Source organism: Bacillus pinisoli, from assembly GCF_023036475.1.
GTDB classification, from domain to species: domain Bacteria; phylum Bacillota; class Bacilli; order Bacillales; family SA4; genus Bacillus_BS; species Bacillus_BS pinisoli.
The window spans coordinates 86,926-100,178 of the sequence record NZ_JAJQKI010000013.1 but is presented as its reverse complement, the minus strand read 5'-3'; the positions used below and the strand labels follow the sequence as shown (position 1 = coordinate 100,178).

The 13,253-nt window shown below is 37.1% G+C and carries 12 protein-coding genes; 8 read left to right on the top strand and 4 right to left on the bottom strand.

Going from position 1 to position 13,253, the window contains the following annotated elements:
- Nucleotides 1–27 precede the first annotated feature (27 nt).
- Nucleotides 28–1,644: a M20/M25/M40 family metallo-hydrolase gene (locus LT143_RS16665; protein ID WP_246944781.1), complete on the bottom strand. Its 1,617-nt coding sequence runs from the start codon at nt 1,642–1,644 to the stop codon at nt 28–30.
- A 130-nt stretch (nt 1,645–1,774) separates the two neighbouring features.
- Here LT143_RS16665 and namA point away from each other — a divergent pair, with 130 nt between their 5' ends.
- The 7 genes from namA to LT143_RS16630 all read left to right on the top strand — a co-directional run bounded on the left by namA (nt 1,775) and on the right by LT143_RS16630 (nt 7,838).
- Nucleotides 1,775–2,791 (top strand): NADPH dehydrogenase NamA, encoded by a 1,017-nt coding sequence (namA, locus tag LT143_RS16660; RefSeq protein ID WP_246944780.1) that lies wholly within the window; start codon nt 1,775–1,777, stop codon nt 2,789–2,791.
- Between the two features lie 62 nt (nt 2,792–2,853).
- Nucleotides 2,854–3,480, top strand: coding sequence for a LysE/ArgO family amino acid transporter (locus LT143_RS16655; RefSeq protein ID WP_246944778.1), 627 nt, complete (start codon nt 2,854–2,856; stop codon nt 3,478–3,480).
- Between the two features lie 156 nt (nt 3,481–3,636).
- Nucleotides 3,637–4,119, top strand: coding sequence for a DUF2975 domain-containing protein (locus LT143_RS16650; RefSeq protein WP_246944774.1), 483 nt, complete (start codon nt 3,637–3,639; stop codon nt 4,117–4,119).
- A gap of 11 nt (nt 4,120–4,130) precedes the next feature.
- Nucleotides 4,131–4,346, top strand: coding sequence for a helix-turn-helix domain-containing protein (locus LT143_RS16645; protein WP_246944771.1), 216 nt, complete (start codon nt 4,131–4,133; stop codon nt 4,344–4,346).
- Nucleotides 4,347–4,387: 41 nt separating this feature from the next.
- Nucleotides 4,388–5,179: a DUF817 domain-containing protein gene (locus LT143_RS16640; protein ID WP_246944767.1), complete on the top strand. Its 792-nt coding sequence runs from the start codon at nt 4,388–4,390 to the stop codon at nt 5,177–5,179.
- Nucleotides 5,180–5,436: 257 nt separating this feature from the next.
- Nucleotides 5,437–6,279 (top strand): SDR family NAD(P)-dependent oxidoreductase, encoded by an 843-nt coding sequence (locus tag LT143_RS16635; protein ID WP_246944764.1) that lies wholly within the window; start codon nt 5,437–5,439, stop codon nt 6,277–6,279.
- The gene (locus LT143_RS16630; protein WP_246944760.1) at nt 6,276–7,838 is read left to right on the top strand and encodes an AMP-binding protein; all 1,563 of its coding nucleotides are present in this window, start codon (nt 6,276–6,278) and stop codon (nt 7,836–7,838) included. Before LT143_RS16635 ends, LT143_RS16630 begins: the two co-directional genes overlap by 4 nt.
- A 34-nt stretch (nt 7,839–7,872) precedes the next feature.
- On the opposite strand, the gene LT143_RS20505 is transcribed toward LT143_RS16630, so the two are convergent.
- From LT143_RS20505 to LT143_RS16620, 3 genes are all read right to left on the bottom strand, one after another.
- Nucleotides 7,873–9,657, bottom strand: a complete 1,785-nt coding sequence (locus tag LT143_RS20505) for an efflux RND transporter permease subunit (RefSeq protein WP_336296627.1) — start codon at nt 9,655–9,657, stop codon at nt 7,873–7,875.
- Nucleotides 9,627–10,937, bottom strand: coding sequence for an efflux RND transporter permease subunit (locus LT143_RS20500; RefSeq protein WP_272495838.1), 1,311 nt, complete (start codon nt 10,935–10,937; stop codon nt 9,627–9,629). The genes LT143_RS20505 and LT143_RS20500 overlap by 31 nt, the downstream gene beginning before the upstream one ends.
- A 230-nt stretch (nt 10,938–11,167) precedes the next feature.
- The gene (locus LT143_RS16620; protein WP_246944757.1) at nt 11,168–11,611 is read right to left on the bottom strand and encodes a GNAT family N-acetyltransferase; all 444 of its coding nucleotides are present in this window, start codon (nt 11,609–11,611) and stop codon (nt 11,168–11,170) included.
- 177 nt (nt 11,612–11,788) lie between these two features.
- On the opposite strand from LT143_RS16620, the gene LT143_RS16615 reads away from it, so the two are divergent.
- Entirely contained in the window at nt 11,789–12,871 is a 1,083-nt protein-coding gene (locus LT143_RS16615; protein ID WP_246944754.1) for a M42 family metallopeptidase, read from the top strand.
- Nucleotides 12,872–13,253: the final 382 nt, after the last annotated feature.

The following is a 13,253-nucleotide window of genomic DNA, read 5'->3' as shown; positions in this document are numbered from 1 at the left end:
AATGTTGCTCTACGTTTTTAAAATTAACTATTTTAATAAGTTTTTGATGGTTTGTGAAATTAGGTCTGGAAAGATTTCAAAGCTTATTGGAACATGCAGTCTCTCTGTCCATTGGTGGGCATCCTTCCCAAACGGACCTACATTTAACACAGGCACCTGAAGCTTTTCTAATTCATCAACAGGTAAATCATACCCTTTTTTGAAGAGTGGCATGTTCAATAATAGCGGATCCAACTCCTCTTTTTTCCCTCTGAGTCCTACAAAACTTAAGTCAGATAGACCGGAAAAATAGTGAAGTGGTTTTATGGTCATATCATATGTATCCTTCGCATAAGCTAATAGCTTGTCCTTTGTAGAAGAAATTAACTCTTCTCCACTAGATAGTACAGAAGGATAGTAAGGGGCACTATAGAACAAAACGATCATCGGTGATTGTTCTTTACAAAGTGTCACAACATCTTGAGCTAACTTTATTGAAAATTCCCGATCATCTTCCCCTGAACGTGCAGACACTAACTCACGTTGTCTTTTCTCAATCACTTCACTACCATGCTTATCTACCGCAAGTTTTAATAGCTGTTGATATGTATACACATTTACCTTCATTTTATTTTCGCTAAAACTCTCAAGTTGACGATACTTTTCAACTTGTTTTTCATAATGAAGTTCAATATTTTTAGCAGCAAGATTGACTTGCTGTAACAATAGATCTGTTAATTCCTGTAAAGACCGCTTCATAAATAACACATTGAATAGAGCAGAAGCCATATGAGGAATTTGAACGGAGTATTCCTCTTTCAAATCACGCTGAAAAAGACTCGTTGGTGGTGGTGTAACTTCTCCTTCTACCACCTCACAAAAATCTGTATTAAGCTCTAATACTTTAGTTAATTCTGAAACCATTAAGTTTGCATTTAACCCAGAGAATGGCTCCCCTACATGCGTCTCCTTCCCAGAGCATAAAAAACCCGGAAGGACTTTTCCAATGGAACCTGTATACATGTAATAGTGCTCATCACCTGGGTATTTAGAAAACATAGGTTCAGAATTTAGACAAGCTGCATACTCGATATCATATGAAGCCGCCAAATTAACTAACGTAGGCACAGCACCTATCATCCCAGCAGAGTTTACTTCTTCATCAGGTACAGCTACTAACAAAAGGTTTCCGTCAAATTCTCCATTCGCTGCCCGCTCAAGCATCGACATCTGCAGGGCGAGTCCTGCTTTCATATCCATCGTCCCTCTTCCAAATAACCAGTTCTCGCTTTCTAGGTCCTCTCGAACAGTTTTTGGGAAAAGTTGCTTGTGTTTCTTATATTCTTCAGTCAACTCTTTCGGACGGAACGCTAAATCTTTAAAGCTTCCGTAATCCCCTACTTCCACCACATCAAAATGACTAAGCAAAATAATCGTTTTCTTTACGTTTGGCTTCTTAACCAAAGCTGTAACAAAAAGACGTCCGTCCGTTATTGATTTCAGTTTTAGATGATCTGGATTCTCGTGAAAATACGGTAATTCTTGAAGGGTAGAATGAATAAGCTCTGCCATTTCAATCTCTTCATTGGTACCTGTGATACTTTCCTTCTCTACTAGCTTAGATAGTAAGGCTACAAGTTCTTCCTTTGACTGCCACATTGACATATCGTGCACCTTTCTTTAGACAATTTTTCATACATAGTATACCACTCCCCGTGAGCACTTAACTATGTATATAAAAATGATGGATGCTATAATAGTGGAAGAAAATAGAAAGCAGAAAAGGAGATTGTACATGGAATCAATGCTATTTAGTCCTTACCAAATTAAAAACGTTACATTAAAAAATCGGATTGTCATGTCTCCGATGTGTATGTATTCTTCTCACAATGAAGATGGAAAAGTTGAAAACTGGCATCTTACTCACTATGTGAGCCGTGCCGTTGGCGGAGTAGGGTTAATTATGGTGGAAGCCACTGCCGTTACGCCTCAAGGTAGAATTTCTAGTGGAGACCTTGGAATTTGGGACGATGAACATATTCCTGGACTGTCTAACTTAGTTTCGATGATCAAGGAACAAGGTGCAGCTACGTCTATTCAAATTGCTCATGCAGGTAGAAAAGCAACGGTTGCAGGTGAAATCCATGCCCCTTCTGCTTTGGCATTCAATGAAAAAATGAAAACACCAAAGGAAATGACCGTTGCTGAAATTAAAGAAACGGTTCAAGCTTTCAAAGATGGTGCTAATCGTGCAAAACAAGCAGGCTTTGACATCATTGAACTTCATGGTGCTCATGGCTACTTAATTAATGAATTCTTATCACCGCTTACCAATAAACGTGAAGATGAGTATGGTGGAAGTCCTGAGAGACGCTATCAATTTCTCCGAGAAATCATTGAAGCTGTAAAAGAGGTCTGGGATGGTCCATTATTTGTAAGAGTATCTGCAAACGATTATCACCCAGAAGGACTAACTCCTGAAGACTATATTACATACGCATCTTGGATGAAAGAACAAGGTGTTGACCTAGTAGATGTAAGTTCTGGTGCTGTCGTTCCTGCTCCGATCAATGTCTTCCCTGGTTATCAAATTAGATTTTCTGAGACGATTAAACACGGAGCAAACATTCCAACTGGAGTAGTTGGTTTAATTACAACTGGCATTCAGGCGGAAGAGATCTTGCAAAATAATCGTGGAGATTTAATTTTCATTGCTCGTGAGCTGTTAAGAGACCCATATTGGCCAAGAACAGCAGCTAAACAGCTTGGAGTTTCCATTGAACCGCCGAAACAATATGATCGAGGTTGGTAATGTTTAAGCCGAAGTAACGAAACTTCGGCTTTTTTTTAGTTTATATTATTGGAGATGATTGTTTGGTTGCTTTATTTCATGGAGCATTGCTAGCCATTGGGCTTATCCTTCCTTTAGGAGTCCAAAACGTATTTGTCTTTAACCAAGGTGCTTCCCAGCCAACCTATTTTCGAGTCTTACCTGTCATTTTAACGGCAGCCTTATGCGATAGCTTACTTATAGCTTTAGCGATATCAGGTATTTCCATCTTAATTTTTAAGATCGTTTGGCTAAAAAGTGTGTTTATGTTTATCGGTTTAATATTTCTAGTTTATATGGGATGGACAATTTGGCGTTCGGCAAGTCAGACGCAACTTACAGAGAAACAGAAGCCACTTTCACCTAAACAGCAAATCAGTTTTGCCTTATCTGTTTCCCTATTAAACCCTCACGCCATTTTAGATACAATTGGTGTCATCGGGACGAGCTCCTTGACCTATACAGGAGCAGAAAAACACCTGTTTACGATTGGTTGTATTACTGTATCCTGGCTCTGGTTTTTTCTTTTAGCCTATATGGGTAAATTAGTAGGTAATTTAGATCCAAGTCATCGTCTTCAACGAAATATCAATCGCCTTTCTGCCATAATTATTTGGTTGATTGCTTGTCTATTAGGTTATGATCTAGTTTCTAATATACATAGTGAGTAAGATTACCAGAATGAAGCATCTCCTTTACGGAGAATGCTTTTTTTGTGAGCAAATACTAGTTAACAACAATAACATTATATAATTCAACAATATTTTATTGTAAAACAATAAATAATCCATTAGAATCAATATAACAATATATGTGAGGTGTTTATTATGAAACGAGGTTCCACAATCTTTTTAAAAGTAGCTCTTTTTCTTATCGGTCTTCCGATCCTGGCTTTATGTATGTTTCTCGTGCAAGAGATAGGTAATTATACGGTAGAATTGTATCCTGAGTTTTTTTACATCAAGTATTTCGTATTCATCGTTTTTTATGGAGCAGCCATTCCTTTTTACTTTGCTTTGTACCAAGCGTTTAATCTTTTGACCTATATTGACAAAAACAATGCGTTTTCGGAGCGATCTGTTAAAGCTTTAAAGAAAATTAAATTATGTGCAATTATGATCAGTAGTATTTTTGTGCTAGGTATGCCCCTCTTTTATCTCGTCGCGGAGAAAGATGATGCACCAGGCATCATTATTATTGGAATGATCCTTATCTTTGCTTCGATGGTAATTGCTGTGTTTGCTGCAGTTCTCCAGAAACTACTACAAGAAGCGATCAACATTAAATCTGAAAATGATTTAACGGTCTGAGGTGATAAAAAATGGCGATTATAATTAATATTGATGTAATGTTGGCTAAGCGAAAAATGAGTGTAACCGAACTTTCAGAAAGAGTTGGGATTACGATGGCAAATCTTTCTATACTAAAAAATGGAAAAGCAAAAGCAATTCGATTATCAACTCTAGAAGCAATATGTAAGGCATTAGACTGTCAGCCTGGAGATATTCTAGAATACCGAAGTGAAGAGGATGAGTAAGAAAGCTCCATACAATCATTAAGCATGGGGAGGTTTAAAAGATGAGAACAATCACACAACTCATTCGTTTTGGTTATGAGCAGGCCCTATCATGTTTGTTTCCTGTAGTCATTTTTGCTGCATTGGCCCTAACTCAATTCATCTCCCTCCCTATCCTACCAAGATATGATTGGTTACTTCTAATTTGTCTACTCATGCAGTGGTATATGTTGCGTTCTGGGCTTGAAACACGTGATGAACTGAAGGTCATTACCTTGTTCCACCTGATTGGCCTTGCCCTTGAATTATTTAAAGTCCATATGGGCTCTTGGTCTTATCCTGAAGACGGGTACTCCAAATTCTTTGGAGTGCCTTTATATAGTGGTTTTATGTACGCAAGTGTAGCAAGTTATCTTTGCCAAGCATGGAGAAGGCTTAAAGTTGTATTAGTGAAATGGCCACCGTTATTCATTGTTGTGCCCCTTTCTTCTTCCATATACTTAAACTTTTTTACCCACCATTTTTGGATAGACGTTCGTTGGTGGCTTGGTGGTCTTGTGATAATTGTATTTTGGAAATCATGGGCCACTTACGAGGTGGGAGGAACTCGTTATCGTATGCCACTTGCCCTTTCATTTATACTCATTGGATTTTTTATATGGATTGCTGAGAATATTGCTACTTTCTTTGGTGCTTGGGAATATCCTAACCAAACTGAAGCATGGAGTCTTGTACATTTAGGGAAAGTGAGTTCATGGCTCTTATTAGTAATTGTTAGCTTTCTTATCGTCGCCACGTTAAAGCAGGTCAAGGGAAAGACCCCTACTAAAATTGAGGTGAATAAATCCTTATGACAAATAACTAGTATTAGAAGGAGAAACATATCACTTTGTTGAACTGTTAAAATGTAAAGGCTCTTTTCTAAAACTTGGTTGCCTTTTAGACTATTTTATCTGAAGTTAAGCTTATTTAAATCGATAAAAAGACGTATTTATCGTTAGAAAAGAGCGACTGTCTAGATGAAAAGTAGTAGACATTATACTAGTACAAAAGCAACTATTTATACGAAAATAGCCAAAGTAAAACTAAACTTAGTAAATTAGGAGTTATTATGCAAAGGTATCGTTTTATAGAATCATGCCTATTTTTACCTACCTACTTCAATCATAAAAAGTTAAAAGCCCATCTAACAGGAAAGACTGTCCTTATAACTGGTGCAAGTTCTGGCATTGGCGAACAGGTTGCCTATCAATTAGCAAGCATTAGTTGTCATTTAGTTTTAGTTGCTAGAAGACGAGAAAAGCTTTTACAGATAAAAAATAGAATAGAAACAAAGTCAGCTACTGTAAGTATTTATAAAGCTGATTTACGAAATGATCATGAGATGAATGAGTTCCTGACATTTCTTCATGATTTACCGAATGGTTTAGATATCGTCGTCAGTAATGCAGGTCTATCTATTAATCGTTCTATCTATGATTCTTTAGACCGTTATCATGATTTCACACGAACGATGGCTATTAATTACTTCGCACCGGTTCAATTATTGTTATCTATTTTACCAATTCTTAAGAAGAACCATGGACAAATTATTAATGTTTCGACCATCAATGCGCTACTAGCCCCTGTACCTTATTTTGCAGCTTATCAGGCCTCCAAATCAGCCTTTGATGTTTGGTTGAGGTCCATTTCAACAGAGTTAAGGGCCGAAGGAATAACAACCACAACTATATACTTACCACTAGTGAGAACACCTATGATACAACCAACCATATCATATCAACATATGCCCGCCATGACACCAAGCCATGTTGCCAAGATCATTTGTAAATCCATGTATACACAAAAAAAGAAGTACCAGCCATGGTGGTTACTAATTGGACAGCTAGCCTCTGTTTTCCTTACTAGTTTCGGGGACTTTTCAAATAAGACGAAAAACAGGAAGAAATCATGAAAATAGTTAAGTTTATCTATGTCCTATACAAAATTCAATTGCTATCCCCCATCGGAATTTATAGTCTATTCTCATCAATCTACAGTTCTGGAATAAATTTAATGACTCTACTCCATATTGCAGGAAAGAAATACGGTAATAATATTGCACTAATAGATGACCGTGAAACTATTACTTATCAGCGACTCTTAGCCGAATCTATTAATCTCGCTCACTGTCTTAAACAAAAGACACATCTCCATAGTGGACAGAAAGTAGGCTTTTTATGTAGAAACCATGTCTCTCTCGTTAAATCTATTTTTGCCGTTTCGAGGCTAGGTGCGAATGTCTATCTGTTAAATACGGAAATGAGTAAAAATCAACTCAATCAATTTGTTGCACGTCATGATTTCGATTTAATCATCTATGATGAAGAATTAAGCGAACTACTTGAACAATCTCATTATTCTAAGAAAAAAGTATTAAGCTATCACGACAGATTACCTGCAATTAATAATCTCCAATTAGAGAGTTATGCTTTGCCGGCAATACCAAGAACATATGGTAGTAAGATTGTTCTACAAACTAGTGGTACGACAGGTATTTCTAAAGATGCCGCCCATAAGCCATCATTATTTAACTACTTACATCCATTCATAGCCTTTATTAAACGTTTAAGAATCCTAAAGTATCACTCGGCCTATATCGCTACTCCCATCTATCATGGATACGGTCTTGCCGTCTTACTACTATTCATACCTTTAGGAAAAACAGTAGTAGTTAGTTGTGGATTTAATGCTAAGAAGGCTTGCAACCTAGTTCATGAACATCAAGTTGAGGTCGTCACGGTTGTACCCTCAATGTTACAAAAAATGTTAGAGTCTGATGCAGAAAAATTAGCCTCCCTTCGCTGTGTCGCATCGGGTGGTGCTAAACTACATACAAAGCTTGTGAATCAGACGTTTATGATTCTTGGGAGAGTACTCTACAATTTGTATGGTACATCTGAAGCTGGATTAAACTTTATTGCAACCCCACAGGATTTAGAGTATTCTCCTCTAACTGTCGGGAAAAAGATAAAGGGTATGCGCGTTAAGTTTCTAGATCGTGATATGAATGAGCTTAATAACGGAAAAATAGGGCAGTTATGTATTCAAAATGACTGGTCCATCAAAAATAGAAATAAATCATGGATTCAAACGGGCGATTTAGGGTACCAGGATGAAAATGGGTATTATTTTTTATGTGGACGAACCGATGATATGGTTGTTTCCGGTGGTGAAAATGTTTATCCTATTGAGGTTGAACAAGTGCTAATGGAGCACACTCTAATTGAGGATGTTGCGATAATAGGAGTTCAAGATGATTTGTTTGGCCAGAGGTTACAAGCATATGTACTTCCTAAGGAAAATCAAAATCTTACCGAAAAAGAGTTACTAGAATGGTTACGGCCGAGAGTCGCTAGATTTCAACTACCTAAAGAAATAAAGATTGTTAACAGTTTGCCCTATACTTCTCTGGGGAAACTTAATAAAAAACAGCTCATAAGCGTAAATATGGGTAAAGAGGCCAAGATGTAAATGCTGGCCTCTTTCTGTTTGATATAAACATGGATTAACTTACTGCTTCTGTTACCTCTTTATCATGCTTACGATTAGTTTTACGTCTACTTTTGCCAAGCCTTGTAAAGCTACTTCCTATTGCATCAAATAAGCGATACACAGAAGGGATGAGTAACAATGTAATGAAAGTGGCAAACATTAACCCAGAGATAATAACTGTCGCCATTGGTGCTTGATAGTTCCCCGAGGTACCAGTAGCTAATGCTAAAGGAAGCATCCCACCAACTGTTGTTAATGTCGTCATAAAGATTGGACGCACGCGATTCTTCCCTGCCTCAACAAGAGCATCCTCTACTTTATAGCCTACTTTTCGTAATTGATTTGTACGGTCAATGAGCAGAATGGCATTGTTCAGAACAATCCCTATTAGCATTATTACACCCATTCCAGACATAATACTTAGTTCTCGTTGTGTTAGCAGAAGTCCTAAAATAACACCAACTACCGTCATTGGTATAACAGACATGACAACAATAGGATGGGAAAGGCTATTAAATTGCACAGCCATGACTAAATATACTAGGAAAATAGAGATGGCTAATATCATAATCATTTCCTGCATCAGCTTTTGTTGTTGCTCTAAATCACCCGATGGAGATATTGTATAACCAATTGGAGCTTGGAAATCTTCAATTAAATTTTGAACATCGCGATTAATAGCGCCTAAATCACGTTCTTCTATATCTGCAGAAATTGAAATGAATCTTTCTCCATCATCATGAGAGATTTCATTCGGTGTATCCACACTTTTTAGTGAGATAAAGTTTGAAAGCTTCTTCTCTCCACTTGAGGTTGGAATCTGTAAATCTAAAAGATTAGATTTACTCTCAATCTGCTCATCCCATTTTACCATCATTGGTAATCTCTCTTCTTCAAAAGTCACTTCCCCAACAGGCATCTGTAAAAAGCTAGTTTCAATAAATTGCTTGACTTGAATTTTAGTTAATCCTGCTTCTTCAATGGCTTGTTCATTTAGTTCAATTACTTCTTCTATTGAGGTGCGTTCAATTGAATTGCTAATTCCGACTATTCCTTCGACCTTTTCAAGCTCTGGAATAAATTCAGTCGCTACCGATTGAAGCTCTTCAAAACTCTCACCTTTAATATTTATTTGTACAGGAGATCCTCCACCAGCAGACATAGCGCCCGCAACATTTTTAATAGGTAATACTTTTTCTAATTCACGTAATGATCGGAAAATATCTTCATTAACTTCCTTTTGTTCTCTAGTAATGGCTTCACCTTTTGTCATATTAATAATTGTATATAACATATTTCCATTGTCTAAAACATAATTCGATTCTACATCCTTTACTGAAGAAAGCGCCTGATTTATATTAGCCACAATCTCTTCCTTTTCTTCCAGCGAAACCCCTGTTTCAACCGTAACCATTAATTCTTGATAACGGTTTAACATGTCTGGCATAATCGTCATTGGAATCTTTGTGACAAACGTTAATGAACCGGCGAACATTAAAAAGAAGATGGCTACCACAGCAAAGCTATATCGTTTTTTCTTCACTGCCCAAGCAACTGTTTTACTATATCCGCATAAAAGAAACCCTTCCTTTTTAGGCTTCTTTTTCTTACTCAGCTTTAAAAAGTTTTCCGAAAGAGAAGGTATTAATGTAAATGATACGACGACAGAAGCTATTAATGTTATAGCCACTACAGCAGAAAGCATGACCATAAATTGTCCCATTTCCCCACCAAGTAAACCAATTGGGAGAAACACAACAATAGTCGTTAGCATAGAAGCAATAACCGCTGTTGCCACCTCTCTTTCGTCCCTTCAATGACGGCACTGAAGTTTGGCATTCCTTGCTCTTTTTTACGATAAATGGATTCTAAAATGACTATTGAGGAATCTACCATCATTCCAATTCCTAATCCAAGTCCAATCAACGTAAGAATGTTAAAGCTATAATCAAACAGCCACATCGATGCGAACGTTAGTAAGACAGAAGTTGGAATGGAAAGACCTACAATAATGGTTGCTCTAATATTGCGTAAGAATAGTAATAGAATGATAATTGCAATAAATCCACCGATTAAAATATTACTCGTTACTCCATCAATTGAATTTTTTACATAATCTGCCTGAGCCACCATTTCATTTAGCTCAAACCCATTGACAAGCCCTTCTTCACGAATCTTTTCAATTTCTGCACGTACCGCTTCTGCCATTTCAATTTGTGTTGCATCGGAAACTCGCCCAATCTGAATAAAAATAAAATCTTTTGTTCCATTTTTCCAAACTAAGCTTGAAGTCTCTAATGGTTGAATAGAGACAGCAGCAAATTCCTTCACTTTTATGGTTCCGGTTAGGCTAGGTATTTTCAGATTTTTAATCTCCTCAACGTTTTCAAGTTTCGTATTCCATCGTAATGATGGTGAGCCTTTCTCGCTACTAAATTCTCCAACTGTGGCCTCACTATTCCCTTGTTGAATCATACTAACCACTTGCATAATATCAAGGCCTAATTCATTTACCTTTTCTCTGTTAAACTCAATTGTTACCTCTTTTTCTTCCACTCCTGCAAGTAATACATCATTTACTTCTGGTAACTCTTCTAATCTCGGTTCAAGTATGTCCTTCGCAAAGGTTGTCATCTCTTCCATATCACCGTTAGATACATCCATAAAAAATTCATAACTTTGTGATGTGCTCATTTGATCTGTGACAGCCTCTTTTACACCATTTATAGATGCAGTCTCCGAATTGACAACGGACTGAATTTCTTTGGTTACATCTTCTCCACGGCCACTTTCAATCTTGACCTGAATAGAGCTGCGCCCTATATTAGTTGTAGAAGATACACCTTCTACCCCATCCAACGCTAAAATACGTTGCTCTAATGGTGTGGTAATCGTACGTTCTACCTCAATCGCAGCCATCTCACCCGCATTTACATGCACATAGGCAGCATCGAATTCAATGGCAGGCATCAATTCTTGATCCAATTTTGTAATGGAAAAACTACCTACCATCAACACGAACATGACCATTAGACCAATTAATATCTTTCTCTCAACAAAAAACTTTAACAGCTTCATATTTCTCCCCCGTTCATTTACCTTATAATCTGGTAAAAATGGAAAAAACTAACACAGTTACTAATTATAAATCATTTTTAGGAAAATACTACCATATTTACAATTAGTTTACGTTAGGGAGAAAAATACATCTATTATGAACAATGTGAATATTATAACTTTCTACACAAAAAAAGCATCCATGGTCTGTTACCATGAATGCCTATTATAAAGGTAAAAATACATAAGTCTTATAGAGAATACTCTGCTAACTGCTCACCCCATGGAGCCATTTCTGTCTCTATAAAACCAGCTTTCTTATAAGTCCACTTTGCACCTATATTAGATGGATGATAACCAATCATGATTAAAGGGATGTTGCTATTATTTCTACTTTTAATATCGGAAATGACTAACTCAACAGCTTTCTTTCCGTAGCCATTCCCCTGATAAGCCTGATCAATCATTAAGCGATATATCCAGTAGTTCCCATCATCTGGATCAATACCAAACATTGTAAACCCTATCATCTTCTCTTCTAGATAGATCCCCATTGTTTTGAAGTTTTTAAGAAATTGTACCTCTGCAATGGAATATAGGTTAGAAGCCATGAACTGCTTTTGTTCATCAGCTACGGACAACGAAATGGCCTTCTCCCAATTTTCTTGATTAATATTATGTAAGGAAATATTCAAAAAACACACCTCAACTATTTAGATTCAAGTACATTAATTATTAGCCATAGGATGCTAGATTCCTTCTCAGGAGAGAACTTTTTTATATAGCTCAAGCCCTAAATTCTGATTTCTAATCCTTTCTTCCTCTATGATATGATTAAAAAGGATACAAACCATTTAAAGGGGGAATAACGAGTGGAGAAATCTGAATTTTTAGAACAACTAAAAGAATTGGCAGCTATTCAAGGGGCACCAGGTCAAGAAATGAATGTGGTCCAAAAGTTGGTCGAACTTTTCAAACCATATGCTGATCAGGTTGAGGTGGACCATATGGGAAATCTTTATGCGTACATGAAAGGTAAAAAGCCAGGTCCGACAGTCATGGTATCTGCACATTCAGATGAAATTGGTTGTGTCGTTCGAGATATTGATGATCGCGGCTTCCTGAAAATAGAACGTACTGGTGGGATGATTGAATCCTTACTTATCGGAAGAAAAGTGAACGTAAATGGACACTTTGGTGTAGTTGGCGTGAAAGCTGGACATCTCCAAACTCCCGAGGAGCGAAAAAGAATTCCTTCTATATATGAGCTTTATATAGACGTTGGTGCCCAATCAAGAGAGGAAGTCCATCAACTGGGTATTCAAATTGGAGATCCCATTACTTACATAAGTGAAATTGAGCAGTTTACAAATTCTGAGCTAATCTGTGGAAAAGCCATTGATAATCGTTCATGCTGTATTCTATTATTACAATTGTTTAAAGCACTTCATTCTGAACGTGACTTCTCTGGAACACTTGTTGGAGTTGTCGCTGTACAAGAAGAAGTTGGCCTTCGAGGAGCAAAGGTTGCAACATACAAGGTAAACCCTGATTACGCGATTGTGCTAGACACCATTCCATGTGCAGATACTCCCGATAGCTTAAATAGCGGCTATCCTATTGGAATCGGACGAGGCCCAGTCATTCCAGCTCTTGCTGGTGGATCGATTCGAGGAAACTTAATGTCACCTCAATTCAAACAATTACTAATCCGGTATGCAACTGAGCTTGACATTCCTTATCAACTTGCCGTCATGACTGGAGCGACTACAGACCTCGCTGCCGTACACATAGAGAGAGAAGGCGTATTAGCAGGAGCAATTACGTTTGCGAGACGCTATTCACATTCACCAGTGGAGGTTGCTCATTTGCGTGACTTTGAGCAAGGATTCACTCTATTAACTAAACTAATAACAGATATTGATAATTGGGGAGATCTTGGATTTATTAAGTAGGCTCTAGCTCTTTTGACTTCATAACAAGACGGCTATCGTGTAAAAGCTATAGCCTCCTTTTGTTCATAGTACCCGTTAATGAAGCAAGTAACATTTTGGTTATTTACAAGAAACAGACCAATTAATTGCTAGGACATCTTTTTTCACTATTGGAGTTTTATTGTTATTAAAACAAGATTCCTTGGCGTATTCAAGAGAGTGAAGATTTGAAATAATTGCAGTAGCAAGAAATAATATCGTTATTAACAATGTTGTATAAATACGTTTGATCTTAAAAACCTCCTTTTATTCTTAATAAACACTCTATAATGAAACAGCTTCTATCCCCTCATGTTATTCTAACGGACTTTTATAGTCTTTTACTTTAAGTAATCCTTTTAAC